The organism is Micromonospora sp. SCSIO 07396 (assembly GCF_053667945.1).
This window is the reverse complement of record NZ_CM132210.1, coordinates 4,279,382-4,304,866: the sequence shown is the minus strand read 5'-3', so window position 1 is coordinate 4,304,866 and position 25,485 is coordinate 4,279,382. Positions and strand designations below refer to the sequence as shown.

Annotated in this window: 10 protein-coding genes; 9 read left to right on the top strand and 1 reads right to left on the bottom strand. The window is 73.7% G+C overall.

The window, feature by feature from the left end:
- Positions 1–4: 4 nt before the first annotated feature.
- Positions 5–694, bottom strand: a complete 690-nt coding sequence (locus tag ACWCHM_RS18325; RefSeq protein WP_204957216.1) for a YoaK family protein — start codon at positions 692–694, stop codon at positions 5–7.
- Between the two features lie 118 nt (positions 695–812).
- Here ACWCHM_RS18325 and ACWCHM_RS18320 point away from each other — a divergent pair, with 118 nt between their 5' ends.
- From ACWCHM_RS18320 to ACWCHM_RS18280, 9 genes are all read left to right on the top strand, one after another.
- Entirely contained in the window at positions 813–1,004 is a 192-nt protein-coding gene (locus ACWCHM_RS18320; RefSeq protein WP_454219130.1) for a hypothetical protein, read from the top strand.
- Positions 1,001–2,014, top strand: a complete 1,014-nt coding sequence (locus ACWCHM_RS18315; protein WP_281899294.1) for a cupin-like domain-containing protein — start codon at positions 1,001–1,003, stop codon at positions 2,012–2,014. Before ACWCHM_RS18320 ends, ACWCHM_RS18315 begins: the two co-directional genes overlap by 4 nt.
- 98 nt (positions 2,015–2,112) lie before the next feature.
- Positions 2,113–2,658, top strand: coding sequence for an SRPBCC family protein (locus ACWCHM_RS18310; protein ID WP_204957219.1), 546 nt, complete (start codon positions 2,113–2,115; stop codon positions 2,656–2,658).
- A gap of 243 nt (positions 2,659–2,901) precedes the next feature.
- Complete coding sequence (locus ACWCHM_RS18305) at positions 2,902–4,005, top strand: NYN domain-containing protein (protein ID WP_454219129.1); 1,104 nt, start codon at positions 2,902–2,904, stop codon at positions 4,003–4,005.
- 75 nt (positions 4,006–4,080) lie between these two features.
- Entirely contained in the window at positions 4,081–4,299 is a 219-nt protein-coding gene (locus ACWCHM_RS18300; RefSeq protein ID WP_088642133.1) for a hypothetical protein, read from the top strand.
- 278 nt (positions 4,300–4,577) lie between these two features.
- On the top strand, positions 4,578–5,843 hold the full coding sequence (locus ACWCHM_RS18295) for a family 16 glycosylhydrolase (RefSeq protein WP_454219127.1): 1,266 nt from the start codon (positions 4,578–4,580) through the stop codon (positions 5,841–5,843).
- A gap of 364 nt (positions 5,844–6,207) precedes the next feature.
- Positions 6,208–11,577, top strand: coding sequence for an SDR family NAD(P)-dependent oxidoreductase (locus ACWCHM_RS18290; protein WP_454223106.1), 5,370 nt, complete (start codon positions 6,208–6,210; stop codon positions 11,575–11,577).
- A gap of 47 nt (positions 11,578–11,624) precedes the next feature.
- A complete protein-coding gene (locus ACWCHM_RS18285; protein WP_454219125.1) occupies positions 11,625–20,648 on the top strand; it encodes a type I polyketide synthase in 9,024 nt (3,007 codons plus the stop codon).
- Positions 20,649–20,685: 37 nt separating this feature from the next.
- The gene (locus ACWCHM_RS18280) at positions 20,686–25,449 is read left to right on the top strand and encodes a type I polyketide synthase (RefSeq protein WP_454223105.1); all 4,764 of its coding nucleotides are present in this window, start codon (positions 20,686–20,688) and stop codon (positions 25,447–25,449) included.
- Positions 25,450–25,485: the final 36 nt, after the last annotated feature.

Sequence of the window (25,485 nt, the reverse complement as noted above, 5' to 3'; positions counted from 1 at the left end):
GGGGTCAGGCGTCCGCCGACGCGGTCGCGGCGACCTCGCGGCGGCGGACCACCGCGATCAGTGTCGTGCCGACGGCCAGCAGCGCCCCGGCCACGACCAGCGCCACCGCCCCGTTCACCCGCAACGTCAGCACCGCGGAGACGAACGCGCCCAGGCCCATCGTGGTGATCGCACCGAACCGGCGGAGCCAGGCCGTGCCGGGGCCACCGGCGGCCCGGCTGTCGGCGGAGAGGTTCACCATGGTCATGGTCACCACCACCGTCGAGAGATCCCGGATGCCGATGTGCTTGACCGCCGCCGCCTGCGCACCGAGCACCAGGGCGAGTAGGCCGGTGACGGCCAGCATCACCCCGTGCGCCGGTGGGCCGGTGGCGAGCCAGAAACCGGCCAGGGCGAGGGTCAGCACACTGCCGCCGACCAGGATGGCCAGCCCGGCGGCGGGCAGCGCCGCCGGCCCCGACGCGCCCCGGGTCAGCCGGGCGGCGAGCACCGCGCCGAGCATGAACGTCAGCAACGCCACCAGGTTGTTGAGCACCGGCAGGCCGGACACCCCGGCCAGCCCGAAACCGATGAAGAGCACGTTGCCTGTCATGTTGCCGGTGAAGACCCGGTCCAGGGCGAGATAGCTGACCCCGTCGACCGCCCCGGTCGCCGCGGTCAACACCAGCAGCGGCAGCTCGTAACGCTTTGTCATGGGGCCCTTCCGATGATCGTTTCCGGCCGGGAGTCTACCGATGACCTGCGGGAACGTCCCGGGCGGCCGGGACACCGACCCCTGGTGGCCGGGACGCCGGGGCCCGTTGACTGGCCCCATGACCGAGCTGCCGGACCACTTCCCCGCCCACGTCAAGGGTTCCTACGTCAACTGCGACCAGTACGACCGCGAGGCGCGGCTCACCCCGCCGCCGGAGCACATCCCGGCCCACGTGAAGAACTCGTACCCGACCTGCCAGGAGGCGGTCCGCCCGCCCCGGCTCACCCTCGTGCCGGCGGCCGGGGCATGACCACGGTCGTCCCGTCCCGGCTCGACCCCGCGTGGCGGGAGTGGCTGGTCGAGAACCTCGCCATGGGCGCGTCGGTGCCGCAGGCGCGGGCCGCCGCCGTCGCCGGGTCCGCCGACCCCGACGCCGTCGACGCCGAGCTGCGGGAACTGGCCGACCATCCGTACTTCGCGGTGTGCCGCCGGCTCGCGCTGCGCTACGACTGGCTGGAGTCGGTCCTCGACACGTACCGGACGCTGCGCGACAGCGACGGCGGGCGGACGCTGGAGCACCGTGCGGACCTCGACCCCGGGGAGTTCTTCTCCCGCTACTACTTCGGCAACCGGCCGGTCGTGCTGGACGGCCTGATGGCCGACTGGCCCGCCCTCGGCTGGACGCTGTCCGGCCTGGCGGCGGCCTGCGGCGACGCCGAGGTCGAGGTGATGACCGGCCGGGACGCCAACCCCGACCACGCCTGGCAGTACGACAGGCACCGCACCAGCATGCCGTTCCGCGAGTACCTGGCGCTGCTCGCCTCGGGCCGGCACACCAACGACTACTACATGGTGCCGCGCAACGAGAACTGGTCAGGCGCGCTGCGCCCGCTCGCCGCCGACATCCGTGCCCCGGAGGGGATCGTCGACCCGTCCGGGCTCGGTCACCTGCTGCTCGGGCCGGCCGGCACGGTGACGCCGCTGCACGTGGACAACAGTTCGGTGCTGCTCGGCCAGGTGCTCGGCCGTAAGCACGTCCGGCTGGTCCCGTCGTACGAGCGGCACCTGGTCTATCCGCGCGGCGGCACGTTCAGCGCGGTCGACGCGGCCGACCCGGACCTCACCCGGCACCCCCGGTACGCCGAGGCGACGGTGCTCGACGTCGTGCTGGAACCGGGGCAGCTGCTGTTCGTCCCGGTGGGCTGGTGGCACTGGGTGCAGGCGTTGGAGGTCAGCGCCACGGTCAGCTTCCACCATTTCCGCATTCCGGGGCAGAACCACAAGATGGCCACGCCCCCCGCGGCCGGAGCGGACCGGTGAGCACCCGGCGGCCCTACGGCCCCTCGACGACATGCATTATCGTCGATCGCATTGTGGGGTGATCCGGCGCGCGTCGGATCCGATCGAAGGTGGCGATTTTGCGTTATGCCGATGGGCCGGGCGTGACCTACGAGGTCTACGTCGAGGCAGTTCCGTCCCGGGTCTGGGAACTGGTGACCGACATTCACCTGCCGGCCCGGCTGAGTCCCGAGCTGCAACGGGTCGAGTGGTTCGAGGGTGCCGACGAACTGGTCAAGGGGGCCAGTTTCCTCGGGTACAACAGCCACCCGCGTATCGGGCAGTGGCGCACCGCCTCCTACGTCACCGAACTGGACCAGGAACGGGTCTTCGGGTGGGTCGTCACGGACGTGGACGGCATGTTCGCCGGCCAGGACGGTGCCGGCCGGGCCGACGTGTCGTCGCCGGCGGCCACCTGGCGGTTCGAGCTGGAACCGGAGGGGGCCGGCACCCGGCTGCGGCAGACGGTCCGGGTCGGTCCGGGCCGTTCCGGGCTCAGCCTCGTGATCGACCAGGCCCCCGAGCACGAGGAGCAGATCGTCGAGTCGAGGCTCGGCCAGCTCCGCTCCCACATCGAGTCGGTGCTCGACGGCATCAAGGCCCTGGCCGAGAACCGCACCCCCTGACCCTGCGCCCCGCGCTCCCCGCGCTCCCCCGCGCTCCCCGCCGGCCAGCCCCGGTGATCAAGAGAAATACGTCATGAACCGGCCGCTGGCTGACGTTTACCTCTTGATCGCCGGGGCTTCGGTGGGGTGATCGCCGGCTTCGGCGGGGTGGCTGGGGGGCTTCGGTGGGGTTCGGGGGGGTTTTGGTGGGGTGGTGCGACGTGGCGGGGTGGTGGGGCAGGGGCGCGGGATTAGGGTGTTGCGGTGGATCACGAGGATCGAATCGCGCTCTTTCTCGACTACGAGAACCTTGCCCTGGGCGCCCGGGAACACCACGGCGGGCGGGCGTTCGACTTCCGTCCGATCGCCGACGCCCTCGCCGAGCGGGGGCGGGTGGTCGTCCGTCGGGCGTACGCGGACTGGTCATACTTCGACGAGGACCGTCGGATGCTCACCCGCTCGCACGTCGAGCTGATCGAGATCCCGCAGCGGATGGGGGCGTCCCGCAAGAACGCCGCCGACATCAAGATGGCCGTCGACGCGGTGGAACTGGCCTTTGAGCGCGGCTACATCTCCACCTTCGTCATCTGCACCGGGGACAGCGACTTCACCCCGCTGGTGCACAAGCTGCGCGAACTCAACAAGCGGGTGATCGGGGTCGGGGTGGAGAAGTCCACCTCGGCGCTGCTCCCGCCCGCCTGCGACGAGTTCCTCTACTACGACCGGCTGGAGGGCGTCGACCTCCCACCCGTACGCGGCCGGCGGGGTCGCGCGTCGCGCCCGGCCGAGCCGCAGCAGCCGGAGCCGACGGCGGTGGAGCCGACACCGGAGCAGCCGGAGCAGCCGGATTCGTCGCCGGCCCCCGAGGAGCCGGTACGCGACGCCGAGACGCTCGCCGTGCTGGTCGCCCAGACCGTCGCCGGCCTCCAGGGCAGTTCGGAGGGGGAGGTGACCGCCTCCCGGCTCAAGCGCACCCTGCTGCGCAAGGACCCCACGTTCAGCGAGTCCGACTACGGGTTCCGCACCTTCGGTGAGCTGCTGCGCCACCTCGCCGGGCACAACGTCGTCGAGCTGGCCGAGGGGCCGGCCAAGGGCGACCCGGAGGTGTCCCTGCCCGAGCACGGCGACCAGGAGGTCGCCTTCGCGTTGCTGCGTACGGTGGTGGCGGAGCTGGCCGCGGCCGGTGGCCCGGTGGCGCTGTCCGGGCTCAAGAACCAGCTCCGCCGGGCCCGCCCCGAATTCAGCGAGAAGAAGCTCGGCTACCGCAGTTTCCTCCAGTTCGGTAAGGCCGCCGCCACGGCCGGTGAGGTCACGTTGGCCTGGAGCGCGGAGGCCGACGACTACCTGCTAACGCCCCGGCAGGGATGACCGGGCGGGGCCGGCGGCGGGCCTCGACGAATTCGTGACTCACGTTCCGCGGCCAGTTTGCTATACGGTCGGTGAATGATGGTCGAGGAGCACTGGTGGAACGGTGACCCGAGCCCACGCGGGCGGCGGGACGTCTACATCCGTACCGACGGGGAGGCCTGGGAGGTCCAGGCGCAGATCGGCGGGGCGTCGGGTCGCTCCCGCGTGCAGCAGTGCCCGAGCCGGGCGGCGGCGGTCATCCTGGCCGACGCCTGGCGTGGCAGCAATCCTTCCTGGCGCGGGCTGCACCGCTGAGCGGTCCCGGCGGTCGGCGGGCGGTCCGCACCGCGTCCCGCCCGCCCCGCCTTCCGGCCACCGGTCGGGCTTCGCGCGGGACACCTCCGAGGTCACCGGCGCGCAACGACTCTGATCACGCAGAGTAGTTTTCTTTTCACTGACCGGTCGGCGGGCTCCTGATTGGGGCAAGCTAACTGGAAACATTCTTGACAGAAGTGCCGGATATCGACATCCTTCGTGGAGAGCGCTCTCCCCTGGCGTGCTCCCCGCCCCCGATGTCGCCCAAGGAGCCTCCCGTGCCCGGAGCCCGAGCCGTCCCCCGGCCCCGATCCCTCGCCCGCGCGGCGGTCGCCCTCGTCACCCTCGCCGCCGCCCTCGTCCTGCCCGCCCAGGCCGAGCCCGCCTCGGCCGCCATCGGCGGCATCACCTGGCAGGACGAGTTCAACGCCGCCGCCGGCACCCCCGTCGACCAGAACCGGTGGCGCTTCGACATCGGCGGTGGCGGTTGGGGCAACAACGAACGGCAGTACTACACCAACAGCACCAGCAACGCCGTCCACGACGGACAGGGCAACCTGGTCATCACCGCCCGCAAGGAGAACCCGGCCAACTACCAGTGCCACTACGGCAGGTGCGAGTACACCTCGGCGCGGCTGCTGACCGCCGCCACCTTCACCCAGGCGTACGGCCGGTTCGAGGCCCGGATCAAGATCCCCCGCGGCCAGGGCATCTGGCCGGCGTTCTGGATGCTCGGCAACGACATGGGCAGCGCCGGCTGGCCCGCCGCCGGTGAGATCGACATCATGGAGAACATCGGCCGGGAACCCAACACCGTCTACGGCACCGTGCACGGCCCCGGCTACTCCGGCGGGGGAGGCATCACCGGCAGCCGTACCATCGGCCAGCCGCTGGCCGACACCTTCCACACCTACCGGGTGGACTGGGAGCCGAACCTGATCGTCTGGTACCTCGACGGCGTCGAGTACCACCGCGTCGACCCGTCCCGGCTCGGCGGCAACCGCTGGGTCTACGACCACCCGTTCTTCATGATCCTCAACGTGGCGGTGGGCGGTAACTGGCCCGGCTACCCCGACGGGTCCACCCAGTTCCCCCAGCAGATGCTCGTCGACTACGTCCGGGTCTCCAGCTACGTGCCCGGCGGCGGCAACCCGCAGCCCGGCACCACCCGGCTGCGGGGCACGCAGAGCGGCCGGTGCATCGACATCCCGAGTTCCAACCCGGTGGACGGGGCCAAGCTCCAGATCTGGGACTGCAACACCACCGCCGCCCAGGCGTGGACCTTCGCCACCGACGGCACCGTCCGCGCGATGGGCAAGTGCATGGACCCGGCCTGGGCCGGCACCGCCAACGGCACCGAGGTCAACCTGGTCACCTGCAACGGCAACCCGGCCCAACGGTTCACCCTCAACGGCGCCGGGGACCTGGTCAACCTCAGTGCCAACAGATGCGTCGACGTCCGGGACCAGAACCCCAACAACGGCGGCAAACTGCACCTGTGGGACTGCCTCGGCGTCGCCAGTCAGAAGTGGTCCCGCTTCTGACCACGGCCCGGCGGTAGCACCGCGACGGACGGCCCCCCGGCACACGCCGGGGGGCCGTCCGTCGTTGTGCGACGGTCAGCCGGTCGGCCGCAACCCCAGCCCCCGCCGGGGTGACCCGGCCAGTGACACCCGACGGTCGAGGTAGCGGCGTCGAGGGCTAGGGGGCGCTCTGGGGGCGGTAGGGGGTTAGTGCTGCGCCGGGCCGCCGTAGGGTCATCGCGAACAACCAACAATCCCCGAAGAAGCTCTCTGTTTCGACAATTGCCGCCGCGCTGACCCGTGAGTCGATATTGACCCGGGTCTGCCCGGCTGGGGCTAGTGGCGGGAGACGTAGATGGAGAACGAGGAGAAGCTTCTCGGGTACCTGAAGCGGGCCACCACCGATCTGCGTGAGGCCCGCCGGCAGTTGCGTCAGGCCGAGCGTCGGGAATACGACCCGATCGCGATCGTCGGTATGAGCTGCCGCTTCCCGGGTGGTGTGGACGGTCCGGCCGCCCTGTGGCAGCTTCTGGTCGACGGCACCGACGCGGTCGGCTACTTTCCCGACGACCGGGGCTGGAACGTCGAGGACATCTACGACCCCGACGATTCCAAGACCGGTAAGACGTACGCGAAGACCGGCGGTTTCCTTTCCGACGCCGCGCTATTCGACCCCGAATTCTTCGGCATTTCCCCACGCGAGGCGATCGCGATGGACCCGCAGCAGCGGCTGCTGCTGGAGGCGTCCTGGGAGGCGTTCGAATCGGCCGGCATCGACCCGACCTCGGTCCGTGGCAGCCGTACCGGCGTGTTCGCCGGACTGATGTACCACGACTACTCCAGCCGACTGCCACAGGTGCCCGCCGAGCTGGAGGGTTTCATCGGCAACGGCAACACCGGCAGCATCCTGTCCGGCCGGGTCGCCTACGTGCTGGGCCTGGAGGGCCCCGCCCTCACCGTGGACACCGCCTGCTCGTCGTCGCTGGTCGCGCTGCACCTGGCCATCCAGTCGCTGCGCCGCGAGGAGTGCACCCTGGCACTGGCCGGTGGGGTGACGGTGATGGCCACCCCGGAGACGTTCGTGGACTTCAGCCGCCAGCGGGGACTGGCCGCCGACGGCCGGTGCAAGCCGTTCGCCGCCGCCGCCGACGGCACCGGCTGGGCCGAGGGCGTCGGGATGCTGCTGGTCGAGCGGCTCTCCGATGCCCAGCGGCACGGGCACCGGGTGCTGGCCGTCGTCCGGGGCACCGCGGTCAACCAGGACGGCGCGAGCAGCGGCCTCACCGCCCCCAACGGCCCCTCGCAGCGGCGGGTCATCGCCGACGCCCTCGCCAACGCCCGGCTCACCGCCGACCAGGTCGACGCCGTCGAGGCGCACGGCACCGGCACCCGGCTCGGTGACCCGATCGAGGCGCAGGCGCTGCTCGCCACGTACGGGCGGGACCGGGAACAGCCGCTCTGGCTCGGCTCGGTGAAGTCGAACCTGGGGCACACCCAGGCCGCCGCCGGTGTCGCCGGTGTGATCAAGATGGTGTTGGCGATGCGGCACGGTGTACTGCCCCGCACCCTGCACGTCGACCGGCCCACCCCGCACGTCGACTGGACGGCGGGCGACGTCCGGCTGCTCACCGAGCCGGTCGACTGGCCGGCCACCGGGCGACCCCGACGGGCGGCCGTGTCGTCGTTCGGGCTCAGCGGCACCAACGCGCACGTGGTGCTGGAGCAGGCAGTCGAGGCCGCCGACCCGGACGACATCGCCGCACCGACGCCGGCCGCCGAGCCGCCGGTGCTGCTCTGGCCGCTGTCCGGCCGGTCGGCGGCGGCGCTGGCCGGGCAGGCCGCCCGGCTGCGCGGTTTCCTCACCGACGAGCGTCCGGTGGACGTCGGGTTCTCGTTGGGTGCGGGTCGGGCCGGGTTGGAGTTCCGGGGGGTGGCGGTGGGCCGTGGGGCCGCCGAGCTGTCCGCCGGTCTCGAGGCCCTGGCCGCTGGCGGTGGTGTGTCGGGTCGGGTCACTGCGGGTCGTACGGCGGTGTTGTTCACCGGGCAGGGTGCGCAGCGGGTGGGGATGGGTCGTGAGTTGGCGGCGGCGTTCCCGGTGTTCGCGGCTGCGTTGGACGAGGTGTGTGCGGCGTTCGGGTCGCTGTTGGACGGTGATCTGCGGGAGGTGATGTTCGCCGATCCGGATGGTGTGTTGGATCAGACGGGGTGGACGCAGCCGGCGTTGTTCGCGGTCGAGGTGGCCCTGTTCCGGCTGGCGGAGTCGTGGGGGTTGAAGCCGGACTTTGTCGCCGGTCATTCGATCGGTGAGTTGGCTGCGGCGCATGTGGCCGGGGTGTGGTCGTTGGAGGACGCCTGTCGGGTGGTGGCGGCCCGTGGTGGTCTGATGCAGGCCCTTCCGCAGGGCGGCGCGATGCTGGCCATTGCCGCACCGCTTGCCGAGCTGAACCTCGGTGACATCGACGTCGCGGCCGTGAACGGTCCCCGCGCGGTGGTCGTGTCGGGCACGGAGGAGCAGATCGCGGCGTTGGAGGCTCGTCTTGAGGTGAAGACGCGTCGGTTGCGGGTGTCGCATGCGTTCCATTCGCACCTGATGGACCCGATGCTCGCGCAGTACGGGCAGGTCGTCGACGGGGTGACCGCGAATCCGGCGGGTATCCCGTTGGTGTCGACCGCGACTGGTGATCTCGCCACCGATGCCGAGTTGGGTTCGGTCGGGTATTGGCAGGGTCAGGTGCGGGGGACGGTGCGGTTCGCCGACGCCGTCGCCGCCCTCGCCGCGCGTGGGGTGACCCGGTTCATCGAGATCGGGCCGGACAGTGTGCTCACCGCCATGGTCGCCGACTGCGTCGAGGACGCCACCGCCATCGCGCTCCAGCGCCGCAGGCGTGGGCAGGACGAGAACGCGCCCGACGACGGCCAGGTGCAGGCGTACGCGGTCGGCATGGCCCAGGCGTGGGCCAGCGGGACCGCCCTGGACTGGGCGGCGGTGAACCCGGGCGGCCGGCAGGTCGACCTGCCCACCTACGCCTTCCAGCACCAGCGGTACTGGCTCGACGTGCCGCCCGGCAGCGGCGACACCACCGGACTCGGCCAGCTCCCCGCCGACCACCCGCTGCTCGGCGCGGTCGTCGACCTGCCCGACACCGGTGGCGTGGTGCTCACCGGCCGGCTCTCCCGCAGCACCCAGCCGTGGCTCGCCGACCACGCCGTGTTCGACACCGTCCTCGTCCCCGGCACCGGGCTGGTCGAACTCGCCCTGCGCGCCGGTGACCAGGTCGGCTGCCCGGTCCTCGACGAACTGACCATCAACGCGCCGCTGGTGCTGCCCGCCGACGGTGGCCTGGCCCTGCGGGTCACCGTCGACGCCGCCGACGACAGCGGCGCGCGTACCGTCGGGATCTGGACCCGGGCCGACGACGCGGCCGACGACACCGGCTGGACCCGGCACGCCGAAGGGGTCCTGGTCCGGCAGGCCGGGGCCGACCCGGCCGCCGCCGACCTCACCGAGTGGCCGCCCGCCGGCGCCGAACCCGTCGACCTCGACGGCCTCTACGACCGGCTGCGCGACCACGGCTACGGCTACGGGCCGGTGTTCCAGGGGCTGCGCGCGGTGTGGCGGCGCGGCGACGGCGACGCCGCCGAGGTGTGGGCCGAAGCGGCCCTGCCCGAGGTGGCCGCCGCCGACGCGTCCCGGTTCCTGCTGCACCCGGCGCTGCTCGACGCCGCCCTGCACGCCAACCTGGTCGACGAGGGCGCGGGCGACACCCCGCTGCCGTTCTCCTGGCGCGGCGTCACCCTGCACGCCGCGCACGCCGCCACCCTGCGCATCCGGATCTCCCCGGCCACCGGCGACAAGCTGGCCGTCACCGTCGCCGACGGGCACGGCAACCCGGTCGCCACCATCGACCAGGTGGTGGCCCGGCCGGTCGCCGCCGACGCGCTCGGCGTCGCCGGCAACCGGCACCTGTACGAGGTGGCCTGGCAGCCCGTCCCCACCCCGGCCGCCGCCACCGGCACCTGGACCGCGCTCGACGTCGACGCGGAACTGCCCGAACCCGCCCCCGACACCGTCGTGGTCACCCTCGACCCGTCCGGCACCCCGCCGGCCGCCGTACACGGGGCCACCGAACGCCTGCTGGGGCTGCTGCGCCGCTGGCTCGGCCACCCGGCGTACGCCGACAGCACGCTGGTGCTGCTCACCCGGGACGCGGTCGGGGCCGGTGACACCCCGGTCGACCCCGCCGCGGCGGCCCTGTGGGGGCTGGTCCGGGCGGCCGAGGCCGAACACCCGGGCCGGTTCGTCCTGGTCGACACCGACGACAGCGGCACCGACCACCTGGCGGCGGCCCTGGCCACCGGCGAACCCGAGGTGGCCGTCCGCGACGGCGGGCTGCTGGTACCCCGGCTGACCCGGGTCGGCACCGACGCGCCCGCCGACGGTGCCTGGGCCACCGACCGCACCGTCCTGATCACCGGCGGGCTCGGCGGGCTGGGCAGCCTCGTCGCCCGGCACCTGGTCACCCGGCACGGCGTACGCCGGCTGCTGCTGACCGGGCGCAGCGGCGCGGCCACGCCCGGCGCGGCCGACCTGGTCGCGGACCTCACCGCCGCCGGTGCGGACGTGACCGTCGCCGCCTGCGACGTCGCCGACCGGGACGCGGTCGCCGCCCTGCTCGCCGACCACCCGGTCGGCGCGGTGGTGCACGCCGCCGGCACCGCCGAGAACGCGCTGGTCGACGCCCTCACCCCCGAGCAACTGCACCGGGTGCTGCGGCCCAAGGTGGACGCCGCCTGGCACCTGCACGACCTCACCCGCGACCACGACCTGACCGCCTTCGTGTTGTTCTCCTCGTCGGCGGGCTGGGTGGCCGGGGCCGGGCAGGGCAACTACGCCGCCGCGAACCTCTTCCTCGACGCCCTCGCCCAACGCCGCCGCGCCGACGGGCTGCCCGCCACCTCCCTGGCCTACGGCCTGTGGGCCACCGGCACCGGGATGGGCGGCCACCTCGACGACGCCGACCTGCACCGGATGCGCCGGCTCGGGATGCCCGCGATGAGCACCGACGAGGGGCTGGCGTTGTTCGACGCGGCCGTCGCCGCCGGGCGGGCCACGACCGTACCGGTGCGCCTGGACCTGGACGCGTTGCGGCGACGCACCGACGCGCTGCCCGCCGTGCTGCGCGGCCTGGTCCGTACCCCCGCCCGGCCGACCGCCGCCGGAGCGGGTGCGGCGGCCGACGGTCCGCCGCTGGCGCAGCGCCTCGCCGGCCTCTCCGACGCCGACCGGGACACCCTGCTGCTCGACCTGGTCCGCACGCACGCCGCCGCCGTGCTGGGCTTCCCCGGCCCGGCGTCGGTGGAACCCGGCCGCGCGTTCAAGGACCTCGGCTTCGACTCCCTCGCCGCCGTCGAGTTCCGCAACGTGCTCAGCACCGTCACCGGGCTGCGGCTGCCCGCCACGCTGGTCTTCGACCACCCCGAACCCACCGCCCTGGCCCGCGCGCTCAAGGCCGACCTGGTGGTGCCCGACGCCGACCCGGCCGGTGCGGTGCTCGCCGACCTCGACCGGCTGGAGAAGGCCCTGACCGAGGTGCCCGGCGCGGAACACGCCCGGCTCACCGCCCGGCTGGAGGCGGTGCTGCGCGGCTGGCAGGACCGCACCGGTCGCCCCGACGACGACACCCCGCACGACTACGAGTCCGCCACCGACGAGGAACTGTTCGACGTGCTGGAGAACGAACTCGGCCTCTCCTGACGGCAGCCTCCGACGAACCTCCGGCGCGGGAAAGATTGGTGTGAACGATGGCGAACGACGACAAGCTCCGGACCTTCCTCAAGCGCGCCACCGCCGAACTGCAACAGGCCAACCGGCGGCTGCGTGAGGTGGAGGGCCGGGACCAGGAGCCGATCGCGATCGTCGGCATGGGCTGCCGCTACCCCGGCGGGGTCCGGTCGCCGGAGGACCTGTGGCGGCTCGTCGCCGACGGCACCGACGCCATCTCCGGCTTCCCCACCGACCGGGGCTGGGACGTCGACGGCGTCTACGACCCGGAACCCGGCAAGCCCGGCAAGAGCTACACCCGGCACGGTGGTTTCCTCTACGACGCCGCCGACTTCGACCCCGGGTTCTTCGGGATGAGCCCCCGCGAGGCGGTCGAGACGGACCCGCAGCAGCGCCTGCTGCTGGAGGCGTCCTGGGAGGCGTTCGAGCACGGCGGCATCGACCCGGTCGCCCTCAAGGGCAGCGCCACCGGCGTCTTCGTCGGCGTGATGCACCACGACTACGTCGACAGCACCACCTCCGGCAGCCTCGTCTCCGGCCGGGTCGCCTACAACCTGGGCCTGGAGGGGCCGGCGATCACCGTCGACACCGCCTGCTCGTCGTCGTCGGTGGCGATGCACCTGGCCTGCCAGTCGCTGCGCAAGGAGGAGTGCGGGCTGGCCCTGGCCGGCGGGGTCGCCGTGATGGCCACCCCGCAACTCTTCGTCGAGTTCAGCAGGCAGCGCGCGCTGTCCCCGGACGGCCGGTGCCGGTCCTTCGGCGACGGCGCGGACGGGGCGGCCTGGTCCGAGGGCGTCGGGGTGCTGGTGCTGGAGCGGCTCTCCGACGCGCAGCGCAACGGGCACCGGATCTACGGGCTGATCCGGGGTTCGGCAGTCAACCAGGACGGTGCGAGCAACGGGTTGACCGCGCCGAACGGGCCGGCCCAGCAGCGGGTGATCCGGGCGGCGCTGGCCAACGCCCGGCTCTCCGTCGCCGACGTGGACGTGGTCGAGGCGCACGGCACCGGCACCACCCTCGGTGACCCGATCGAGGCGCAGGCGGTGCTCGCCACCTACGGCCGGGACCGGGAGACGCCACTGTTCCTCGGCTCGATCAAGTCGAACATCGGGCACGCCCAGGCCGCCGCCGGGGTCGCCGGTGTGATCAAGATGGTGATGGCGATGCGGCACGGCACCCTGCCGCGCACGCTGCACGCCGAGACGCCGTCCCGGCAGGTCGACTGGGACGCCGGGGACGTGCGGCTGCTCACCGAACCGGTCGACTGGCCGGCGCTGGACCGGCCGCGCCGGGCGGGCGTGTCGTCGTTCGGCATCAGCGGCACCAACGTGCACCTCATCGTCGAGCAGGCCCCGCCCGTCGAGGCCGGCACGCCGGGGCCGACCCCGCCGGTCGTCCTCTGGCCGGTGTCGGGGCGTTCCCCCGAGGGGATGGCCCGCCAGGCCGCCCGGATCGCCGCCTTCGCCGCCGACTCCGACGAGCGTCCGGTGGACGTCGGGTTCTCGTTGGGTGCGGGTCGGGCCGGGTTGGAGTTCCGGGGGGTGGCGGTGGGCCGTGGGGCCGCCGAGCTGTCCGCCGGTCTCGACGCCCTATCCGCCGGCGGCGGTGTGTCGGGTCGGATCACCACGGGTCGTACGGCGGTGGTGTTCACCGGTCAGGGTGCGCAGCGGGTCGGGATGGGTCGTGACCTGGCGGCGGCGTTCCCGGTGTTCGCGGCTGCTCTGGATGAGGTGTGTGCGGCGTTCGGGCCGCTGCTCGACGGTGACTTGCGGGAGGTGATGTTCACCGACCCCGATGGTGTCCTCGATCAGACCGGGTGGACGCAGCCGGCCCTGTTCGCGGTCGAGGTGGCCCTGTTCCGCCTCGCCGAGTCGTGGGGGTTGAAGCCGGACTTCGTGGCGGGTCACTCGATCGGTGAGTTGGCCGCCGCGCACGTCGCGGGTGTCTGGTCCCTGGAGGACGCGTGCCGGGTCGTCGCGGCGCGGGGTGGTCTGATGCAGGCCCTTCCCGCCGGTGGCGCGATGTTGGCGATCGCCGCGCCGCTTGCCGAGTTGGACCTCGGCGACATCGACGTGGCGGCGGTGAACGGTCCGCGCGCGGTCGTCGTCTCCGGCACCGAGGAGCAGATCGCCGCCCTGGAAGCGTCGCTGGAGGTGAAGACGCGTCGGTTGCGGGTGTCGCACGCGTTCCACTCGCACCTGATGGACCCGATGCTCGCGCAGTACGGGCAGGTCGTCGACGGGGTGACCGCGAACCCGGCGGGCGTCCCGCTGGTGTCCACCGCGACCGGTGACCTCGCCACCGACGAGGAACTCGGCTCGGTCGAATACTGGCAGGGTCAGGTGCGGGGGACCGTCCGGTTCGCCGACGCCGTCGCCGCCCTCGCGGCCCGTGGGGTGACCCGGTTCATCGAGATCGGGCCGGACAGTGTGCTCACCGCCATGGTCGCCGACTGCGTCGACGACGTTGCGGCGATCGCGGTGCAGCGGCGGGACCGGGAGCAGGTCACCGCGTACGCCGCCGGGATGGCGCAGGCGTGGACCACCGGCGTCGACCTCGACTGGACGGCCGTGCAACCGGGGGCGCGGCAGGTCGACCTGCCCGGCTACGCCTTCGCCCGGCAGCGGTACTGGCTGGCCGCCCCCACCGCCGCCCCGGCCACCGTCACCGACGACTGGCGCTACCGGGTCGTGTGGCGGGCCGCCGACCTGCCCACCGGGCCGGAACTCAGCGGCGACTGGTGGCTCGTCACCCCGGAGACGCTCACCGACGACCCCCGGGTCACCGCCCTGGCCGACGCGCTCGCCGCCCGGGGTGCCACCGTCACCCGGCTCACCGGCACCGACCCGCTCACCGGCCGGAGCACCCCGGGTGGGATCGTCTCGCTGCTCGGCCTCGACGACACCCCGGACCCGTACGACGCCGGGCTGTCCGCCGGCGTCACCGGCACCGTACGACTCGTGCACGCCCTCGCCGCCGCCGAGTTCACCGGCCGGCTCTGGTGCCTGACCACCGGCGGCGTCGCCGTCGACAGGTACGAGGACCTGCCGCACGCCGCACAGGCCGGCCTCTGGGGGCTCGGCACGGTGCTCTCCCTCGACTACCCCGGCTGGTGGGGCGGCCTGGTCGACCTGCCCGCCGACTGGACGCCCGACACCCTCGACCGGCTCGTCGACGTGCTCGCCGACGGCGGCGAGGACCAGGTGGCCCTGCGTACCGCCGGGGTGTTGGCCCGGCGGATGGTGCGCTGGCCCGTCGCCGGCAGCCCCGAACGGCGCTACACGCCCACCGGCACGGTGCTGGTCACCGGCGGCACCGGCGGGATCGGCGCGCACCTCACCGAATGGCTCCTCGACCGGGGGGCCGAGCGGGTGGTGCTGGCCAGCCGACGCGGCCCCGCCGCCCCCGGGACCGCCGATCTGGCCGCCCGCCTGCCCGGCGTCGAGGTAGTCGCCTGCGACGTGGCCGACCGGGACGCGGTCGCCGCGCTGCTCGACGGGATCGGCGACGACCTGACCGCCGTCTTCCACGCCGCCGGGGTGCTCTACGACCCGGCCCCGCTCGGCGACACCAGCCTCGACGACTTCGCCGCCGTGTGCCGGGCCAAGGTGCTCGGCGCGACCCACCTCGACGCGCTGCTCGGCGACCGGCCGCTCGACGCGTTCGTGCTGTTCGCCTCCGGCGCGGCCGTCTGGGGCAGCGCCGGGCAGGCCGCCTACGGCACCGGCAACGCCTGGCTCGACGCGCTGGCCCACCAGCGCCGCCGCCGGGGCCTGACCGCCACCTCGGTGGCCTGGGGCACCTGGGGCGGCGGTGGCATGGTCGACGAGCAGGCCACCGAGCAGCTTCTGCGGCAGGGCACCCCGCCGATGGAGCCACGTCTGGCCCTCGGCGCGTTGCAGCAGGTCCTCGACCACGACGAGAGCCACCTCGTGGTCACCGACATCGACTGGGCCCGGTTCACCCCGATCTACACCCTGGCCCGGCCCCGCCCGCTGCTCGCCGCGCTCCCCGACGCCCAACCGGGCCCGACCGCCGTTCCGGCCGCGTCCACCGACACCTCCGTGCTGGCCGGGCTGCCCGAGGCCGAGCGGCTGCCGTACCTGCTGGACACCGTCCGCGCCCAGGTCGCCGCCGTCCTCGGGTACGACGCGACGACCAGCGTGGACGTCCAGCGGCCGTTCCGGGAACTCGGGTTCGACTCGCTGACCGCCGTGGAACTGCGCAACGCCCTCGGCGCGGCCGTCGGGCTGCGGCTGCCGGCGACCATGGTCTACGACCACCCGACCCCCGCCGTGCTGGCCCGCCACCTGTACGACGAACTCGTCGGCACCGCCGCCCCGACCACCGTCACGTCCGGCGTCGGCGGGTCCGACCCCGACGAGCCGATCGCCATCATCGGGATGAGCTGCCGCTACCCCGGCGGCGTCCGGTCCCCGGAGGACCTGTGGCGGCTGGTCGACAGCGGCACCGACGCGATCAGCGCGTTCCCCGTCGACCGGGGCTGGGACTCCGACGCCCTCTTCGACGCCGACCCGGACCAGCCCGGGACCAGCTACGTCCGCTCCGGCGGCTTCGTCTACGAGGCGGGCGCGTTCGACGCCGAGTTCTTCGGCATCTCGCCCCGCGAGGCGATCGCCATGGACCCGCAGCAGCGACTGATGCTGGAGGTCACCTGGGAGGCGGTCGAGCGGGCCGGGATGGACCCGGAGGCGCTGCGCGGCAGCCCCGTCGGGGTGTTCGTCGGCTCCGGCGCCCAGGACTACGGCGACCTGCTCGGCCTCGCCCCTGCCGAGTCGGAGGCGTACCTGAGCACCGGCAGTTCCGCGTCGGTGATCTCCGGCCGGGTGTCGTACGCGTTCGGGTTCGAGGGGCCGTCGATGACCGTCGACACGGCGTGTTCGTCGTCGCTCGTCGCGCTGCACCTCGCCAGCCAGGCGCTGCGGGCCGGTGAGTGCACCACCGCCGTCGCCGGTGGGGTGCTGGTGATGTCGAACCCCACCCCGTTCGTGGCGTTCAGCCGGCAGCGGGGGCTCGCCCCGGACGGCCGGTGCAAGTCGTTCTCCGACGACGCCGACGGCACCGGCTGGGCCGAGGGCGTCGGGGTGCTGATGCTGGAACGGCTCTCCGACGCGCAGCGCAACGGGCACCGCGTCTACGGGCTGATCCGGGGTTCGGCCGTCAACCAGGACGGCGCGTCGAACGGGCTGACCGCGCCGAACGGGCCGGCCCAGCAGCGGGTGATCCGGGCGGCGCTGGCCAACGCCCGGATCACCCCCGACGCGGTCGACGCGGTCGAGGCGCACGGCACCGGCACCACCCTCGGCGACCCGATCGAGGCGCAGGCGCTGCTCGCGACGTACGGCCGGGACCGGGACCGCCCGCTGTGGCTCGGCTCGATCAAGTCCAACATGGGTCACGCCCAGGCCGCCGCCGGCATGGCCGGGGTGATCAAGATGGTGATGGCGATGCGGCACGGGACGCTGCCGCGCACGTTGCACGCCGAAACCCCGTCCCGGCAGGTCGACTGGGCGGCCGGGGACGTGCGGCTGCTCACCGAGCCGGTCGACTGGCCGGCCGGGGACCGCCCGCGCCGGGCCGGGGTGTCGTCGTTCGGTATCAGCGGCACCAACGCCCACGTGATCGTGGAGGAGGCCCCGCCTGCCGAGCCGGCCACGCCGGCCGCGACCCCCGAGCCGCCGGTGGCGCTCTGGCCGCTGTCCGCCCGGTCGGCCGGTGCGCTGGCCGAGCAGGCCGACCGCCTGCGGGACTTCCTCACCGATGAGCGTCCGGTCGACGTCGGGTATTCGCTGGCCGTCGGTCGGGCGGCGCTGGATCACCGGGCGGTGGCCGTCGGTGGCACGGCCGCCGACCTGGCCGCCGGCCTCGAAGCCCTGGCCGCGGGCACCGGCCCGTCGGGTCGGGTCACCGGGGGTCGTACGGCGGTGGTGTTCACCGGGCAGGGTGCGCAGCGGGTGGGGATGGGTCGTGAGTTGGCCGAAGCGTTCCCGGTGTTCGCGGCTGCGTTGGACGAGGTGTGTGCGGCGTTCGGGCCGTTGTTGGATGGTGATCTGCGGGAGGTGATGTTCGCCGATCCGGATGGTGTGTTGGATCAGACGGGGTGGACGCAGCCGGCGTTGTTCGCGGTCGAGGTGGCCCTGTTCCGTCTCGCGGAGTCGTGGGGATTGAAGCCCGATTTCGTGGCCGGTCATTCGATCGGTGAGTTGGCTGCCGCGCATGTGGCCGGGGTGTGGTCGTTGGAGGACGCCTGTCGGGTGGTGGCGGCCCGTGGTGGTCTGATGCAGGCCCTCCCGGCGGGTGGGGCGATGCTGGCGATCGCCGCGCCGCTGGATGAGCTGGACCTGGGCGATGTCGACGTGGCGGCCGTCAACGGCCCCCGGGCGGTGGTGGTGTCGGGCACGGAGGAGCAGATCGCGGCGCTGGAGGCGTCGCTGGAGGTGAAGACGCGTCGGTTGCGGGTGTCGCATGCGTTCCACTCGCACCTGATGGACCCGATGCTCGCGCAGTACGGGCTGGTGGTCGACGGGGTGACCGCGAATGCGGCGACCATTCCGCTGGTGTCGACCGCGACCGGTGACCTGGCCACCGATGCCGAGTTGGGTGGCGTCGGGTACTGGCAGGGGCAGGTGCGGGGCACCGTCCGGTTCGCCGACGCGGTAACCGCTCTCGCCGCACGCGGAGTCACCCGGTTCATCGAGATCGGGCCGGACAGTGTGCTCACCGCCATGATCGCCGACTGCGTGCAGGACGCTGCGGCGATTCCGTTGCAACGCCGCGACCGGGAACAGGTCGAGGCGTACGCCACCGGGATGGCGCAGGCGTGGACCACCGGCGTCGACCTCGACTGGGCGGCGGTCAACCCCGGCGGCCGGACCGTCGACCTGCCCACCTACGCCTTCCAGCACCAGCGGTACTGGATCGAGCCCGAGGCCACCACCGGCACCGGCACCGACGAGGCCGACGGCGGATTCTGGGACGCCGTCGACCGGGGCGACACCGAGGTGCTCGCCGACGGTCTCGGCGTCGCCCCGGGCGTCGTCACCGAGGTGCTGCCCGGCCTCGCCGCCTGGCGGGCCCGGCAACGGGACACCGCCACCGTGGACGACTGGCGGTACCGGGTGGTGTGGCGCTCCACCGAGCTGCCCGACGGCGGCGACCTCACCGGCACCTGGTGGCTCGTCGTACCGGCCGCGTCGACAGGTGACGCCCGGGTGTCCGCCCTCGCCGCCGGACTGGCCGCCCGGGGCGTCGACGTCGTCACCGTCACCGGCACCGAGCTGCCCGCCGGGGACACCCCCGCCGGGGTGCTGTCCCTGCTCGCCCTCGACGACACCCCGGACGCCGTCGACGCCGGACTGTCCGTCGGCGTCACCGACACCGTCGCGTTGATCCAGGCGCTCACCGCCACCGACTTCGCCGGCCGGATCTGGTGCCTCACCGCGGGCGGCATCGCCGTCGACCGGTTCGAGGAACTGCCGCACCCCGCGCAGGGCGCGCTGTGGGGCCTCGGCACCGTGCTGTCCCTGGAATACCCGCACTCCTGGGGTGGCCTGGTCGACCTGCCCACCGACTGGACCGACGAGCACGTCGCACGGCTCGCCGACGTGCTCGCCGCCGGCGCGGAGGACCAGGTGGCCGTCCGTACCGCCGGGGTGCTGGCCCGGCGGCTGGTCCGCTGGCCGGCCGCCGGCAACCCCGAACGGCGCTACACGCCCACCGGCACGGTGCTGGTCACCGGCGGCACCGGTGGCATCGGCGGGCACCTGACCGAATGGCTGATCGACCAGGGTGCCCGGCGGGTGGTGCTGGCGAGCCGGCGGGGCGCGGCGGCCCCGGGCGCGGCGGAGCTGACGGCCCGGCATCCGGGTGTCGAGGTGGTGGCGTGTGACGTGGCGGACCGGGAGTCGGTCGCCGCGCTCCTGGCCGACCTCGGTGACGAGCTGACCGCCGTGTTCCACGCCGCCGGGGTGCTGCACCAGGAGAGGTCGCTCCCGGAGACCAGCGTGGCCGAGTTCGCCGAGGTGTGCCGGGCGAAGGTGCTCGGTGCGGTGCACCTGGACGAGTTGACCGCCGACCGGCCGTTGGACGCGTTCGTGGTGTTCTCCTCCGGTGCGGCGGTCTGGGGCAGTGCCGGTCAGGCGGGGTACGCGACGGCCAACGCGTACCTGGACGCGCTGGCGCACCGGCGGCGCAGTCGGGGGGCGGTCGCCACCTCGGTGGCCTGGGGGAGCTGGGCCGGCGGCGGGATGGCCGACGGGGAGGCCACCGCGCACCTGCGCCGGCAGGGCACCCCGCCGATGGAACCCCGGCTCGCCGTCCGGGCGCTGCGGGAGGCCCTCGACCACGACGAGAGCCACCTCGTCGTCGCCGACATCGACTGGACCCGGTTCACCCCGATCTACACCCTGGCCCGGCCCCGGCCGCTGCTGGCCGCGCTGCCCGACGCCCAACCCGAGGCCGAACCGGCCACCCCGGTCACCGTGACCGCCGACCTCGCCGGCCGGCTCGCCGCGATGCCGTCACCGGACCGCCTGGACACCGTCCTTGCGCTGGTCCGCGACCAGGTCGCCGCCGTCCTCGGGTACGCCTCCGGCGCGGACGTCGACCCGGAGCGGGCGTTCAAGGAGGCCGGCTTCGACTCGCTGACCGCCGTCGAGCTGCGTAACCGGCTCACCACCGAGACCGCGCTGCGGCTGCCCGCCACGCTGGTCTTCGACTATCCGACCCCGACCGAGCTGGCCCAGCAACTGCTCACCGAACTGGTGCCCGCCGACGCCGGGGGCGTCACCCTGCTCGACGACCTCGACCGACTCCAGGCCGCGCTGTCCACCCTGGACGCCGACGCGGTCGCCGCGCTCGACGAGAGCACCCGGGCCGGGGTGGGGGAGCGGCTGCGCACCATGCTCGCCGCGTGGACCGCCGGTCAACGCCCGGCCGAGGTCGCCAGCGTCACCGAGGATCTCGACACCGCCTCCGACGACGACCTCTTCGACTTCATCGACAGCAAGTTCGGCACCTCATGATCCGTCCGCTCCGTCGGCGCCGTCCGGGAATGGGTTCCTGATGTCCAACGAACAGAAGCTTCGTGACTACCTGCGGCGGGTCACGGCCGACCTGCACGAGAGCAGCGAGCGGCTCCGCGACATCGAGGAACGCGCCGCCGAACCGATCGCCATCGTCGGCATGGGCTGCCGCTACCCCGGCGGCGTCGACTCGCCCGAGGCCCTGTGGGACCTCGTCGCGGCCGGCACCGACGCGATCTCCGGCATGCCCACCGACCGGGGCTGGGACCTCGACCGGCTCTACGACCCGGACCCGGACCACCCCGGCACCAGCTACACCCGCGACGGCGGCTTCCTCTACGACGCCCCCGCCTTCGACCCCACCTTCTTCGGCATCTCGCCCCGCGAGGCCGCCGAGATGGACCCGCAGCAGCGGCTGTTCCTGGAGACGTCCTGGGAGGCGTTGGAGCGGGCCGGCATCGACCCGTTGTCGCTCAAGGGCAGCCCCACCGCCGTGTTCACCGGCGTCGTCTACCACGACTACCCGAACAGCTGGGGCGCCGGCAGCATCGTGTCCGGCCGGCTGTCGTACACCCTCGGGTTGGAGGGGCCGGCGGTCACCGTCGACACCGGCTGCTCGTCGTCGTTGGTCGCCCTGCACTGGGCCTGCCAGTCGCTGCGCTCCGGGGAGTCGTCGCTCGCCGTCGCCGGTGGGGTCACCGTGATCGGCACCCCCGACGCGTTCGTCGAGTTCTCCCGGCAGCGGGCGCTGTCCTTCGACGGCCGCTGCAAGTCGTTCGCCGCCGCCGCCGACGGCACCGGCTGGGCCGAGGGCGCCGGGTCACTGGTGCTGGAACGGCTCTCCGACGCCCGCCGCAATGGCCACCCGGTGCTCGCCGTCATCCGGGGCTCCGCGATCAACCAGGACGGCGCGTCCAACGGCCTCACCGCCCCCAACGGGCCCTCCCAGCGTCGGGTGATCCGCTCCGCGCTGGCCAACGCCCGGCTCGCCGGGCAGGAGATCGACGCGGTCGAGGCGCACGGCACCGGCACCCGGCTCGGTGACCCGATCGAGGCGCAGGCGCTGTTCGCCACGTACGGCCGGGACCGGCCCGCCGACCGGCCACTGTGGCTCGGTTCGCTGAAGTCCAACATCGGCCACTCGCAGGCCGCCGCCGGGGTCGGCGGGGTGATCAAGATGGTGCAGGCGATGCGGCACGGGGTGCTGCCCCGTACCCTGCACGTCGACGAGCCCAGCGGCGAGATCGACTGGTCGCCCGGCACGGTCAAGCTGCTCACCGAGCCGGTGGAGTGGCCGCAGACCGGCCGGGCCCGCCGCTGTGCGGTCTCCTCCTTCGGCATCAGCGGCACCAACGCCCACGTCGTGCTCGAAGAGGCGGTCCCGGCCGAGGAGGACGAGCAGCCGGCCACCCCGGCGGTGCTGCCGTGGGTGCTCTCCGGGCACACCGACCGGGCGCTGCGGGCCCAGGCGCGGCGGCTGCTGTCGCACCTGGACGCCGTACCGGCCGACCCGGCCGCCGTGGGGCGGACGCTGGCCGGCCGGGCGCGGCTCGACCATCGGGCCGTGGTGCTCGGCGGCGACCTGCCGGACCTGCGGACGGCGCTCGGCGCGGTCGCCGACGGGCTGCCCGCCGCCACCTCGGTCACCGGCACCGCCGACGCCGCCGGTCGGATCGTGTTCGTCTTCCCCGGCCAGGGCGCCCAGTGGGTCGGCATGGCCGCCGCGCTGCTGGACTCCTCGCCGGTGTTCGCCGAGCAGATGGGCCGCTGCGCGGCCGAGCTGCGCGCCTACGTCGACTGGGACCTGCTCGACGTGGTCCGGGGGGTGCCCGGCGCGCCCTCCCTGGAATGGGTGGACGTCGTCCAGCCCGCCCTGTGGGCGATGATGGTCTCCCTCGCCGCCACCTGGCGCAGCTACGGCGTGGAACCCGACGCGGTGGTCGGCCACTCGCAGGGTGAGATCGCCGCCGCCTGTGTGGCCGGCGGGCTCTCCCTGGCCGACGGGGCGCGGGTGGTGACCCTGCGCAGCCGGGCCATCGGCGAGAAGCTGGCCGGCCGGGGCGGCATGGTCTCGGTCGGGCTGCCGGCCGACCGGGCGCAGGAGCGGATCGCCAGGTGGGCGGGCGACATCTCCCTCGCCGTGGTCAACGGTGCCGGTTCGGTGGTGGTCTCCGGCACCCCGGAGGCGCTGCGCGAACTCATCGCCGAGCTGAGCGGGGAGGGGGTGCGGGTCAAGCAGGTCGCCGTCGACTACGCCTCGCACTCCGCGCAGGTGGAGCTGCTGGAACACCGGCTGCTGGAGGACCTGGCCCCGATCAACCCGAAGACCGGGACGATCCGGATGCTCTCCACCGTCACCGGCGACTGGGTGGACACCGCCACCCTCGACGCCCGCTACTGGTACGACAACCTCCGCAACACGGTCCGGTTCGACCCGGCGATCCGCTCTCTCGCCGGGCAGGGCTGGACCGGGTTCGTGGAGGTCAGCCCGCACCCGGTGCTCGGCATAGGGATGCAGGAGACGCTGGAGTCGGCGGACCGGCCGACGGTGGTCACCGGCACCCTGCGCCGCGACGACGGCGGCCTGGACCGGCTGCTCACCTCCCTGGCCGAGTTGTACGTCCGGGGCGTCGACGTGGACTGGGCCGCCGCCCTGCCCGGCACCCGCCGGGCCGACCTGCCCACCTACGCCTTCCAGCACGAGCGTTACTGGATCGCGCCGACCGTCGCCGCCCCGGTTTCCGGCGGCACCGACGCCGGGTTCTGGGACGCCGTGGAACGCGCCGACGTCGACCTGCTCGCCGACGGGCTCGGCGTCGACAGCGCACTGGTCGGGGAGGTGCTGCCCGGCCTGACGTCGTGGCGGTCCCGGCAGCGTGACGTCGCCACCGTGGACGGCTGGCGGTACCGGGTGGTGTGGCGGCCGACCGAGGTGCCCACCGGCGGGCAGCTCACCGGCGTGTGGTGGGTGGTCGCCCCGGCGGCACTGGCCGACGACGAGCGGCTGCGTACGCTCGCCGACGGCCTGACCGCCCGGGGCGCCGAGGTGGTCACCGTCACCGGCACCGACCACGCCGGCCGGGAGGCCCCCGCCGGGGTGCTCTCCCTGCTCGCCCTGGACGACGGCCCCGACCCGCTGGGTGTCGGCCTGTCCGCCGGGATCACCGCCACCGTGTCGCTGGTGCACGCGCTGGCCGCGTCCGACTTCACTGGCCGGCTCTGGTGCGTCACCGCCGGTGGGGTCGGGGTGGACCGGTTCGAGCCGGTCGCCGACCCGGCCCAGGGCGCACTGTGGGGCCTGGGCACGGTGCTCTCCCTCGACTACCCCGGCTGGTGGGGCGGCCTGGTCGACCTGCCCGCCGAGTGGACGCCGCAGACCGTCGACCGGCTGGCCGACGTGCTGACCGGCGGCGGCGAGGACCAGGTGGCGCTGCGGGCGGCCGGCACGCTGGCCCGCCGGATGGTCCGCCGTCCGGTGACCGGGGCACCCGAGCGGCGCTGGCGACCCGCCGGCACCGTCCTGGTCACCGGCGGCACCGGCGGGGTCGGCGGGCACGTCACCGAATGGCTGGTCGGCAACGGCGCGCAGCGGGTGGTGCTGGCGAGCCGGCGCGGCCCGGACGCCCCGGGTGCGGCCGACCTGACGGCCCGGCACCCGGAGGTCGAGGTCGTCGCCCTCGACGTGGCCGACCGGGACGCGGTCGCCGCGCTGCTGGCCGACCTCGGTGACGAGCTGACCGCCGTGTTCCACGCCGCCGGGGTGCTGCACCCCGAGGTGCCGTTGGGGCAGACCGGCCTGGACGACTTCGCCGACGTGTGCCGGGCGAAGGTGCTCGGCGCGGTGCACCTCGACGAGTTGACCGCCGACCGGCCGTTGGACGCGTTCGTGGTGTTCTCCTCAGGCGCTGCGGTGTGGGGCAGCGCCGGGCAGGCCGGGTACGCGACCGCGAACGCGTACCTGGACGCGTTGGCGCACCGGCGGCGCAGTCGGGGCGCGGTCGCCACCTCGGTCGCCTGGGGTAGCTGGGGCGGCGGCGGTGGCATGGCCGGCGGCGAGGTCGGGGCGCACCTCGACCGGCTCGGTGTCGGCGTGATGGACCCCCGGCTCGCCGTCGATGCGCTCGGACAGGCCCTCGACCACGACGAGAGCCACCTTGTCGTCGCCGACATCGACTGGGCCCGGTTCGCTCCCATCTACACCCTTTCCCGGCCCCGGCCGCTGCTGGCCGAGCTGCCCGACGCCGCACCGGAGGCCGCCGAGACCACCGAGGCGGGGGCGTCGTCGGCGCTCGCCGACCGGCTCGGCACGCTGCCCGAGGCCGAACAGCGCGCCCTGCTGCTGGAGACCGTCCGCACCAACGTGGCCGCCGTCCTCGGCTACGGCGACGCCGACCTGGTCGAACCGCAGCGGGCTTTCAAGGAACTCGGCATGGACTCGGTGACCGCCGTCGAGCTGCGCAACCGGCTCAGCGCCGCCACCGGCGTACGGCTCTCCGCCACCCTGGTGTTCGACCACCCCAACCCGACCGCCCTGGCCGACCAGCTCCGGGCCGAACTCGGCTACACCGGCGACACCGCCGGCGGCCTGCTGGCCGAACTGGACCGCCTGGAGGTCACCGTGGCCGGCCTGACGCCGGAGGAGATCGAACGCAACCGGGTCACCGCCCGGCTCCAGTCGCTGCTGGCGAAGCTCAACGAGACGCTCAGCACCACCACCGGCACCACCCTCGTCGACCGGCTGGAGACGGCCTCCGCGGACGACGTGTTCGACCTGATCGACAAGGAACTCGGCATGACCTGAGCCGCCACCGCGCTCCCGGAGCAACGTGTCCCGCTG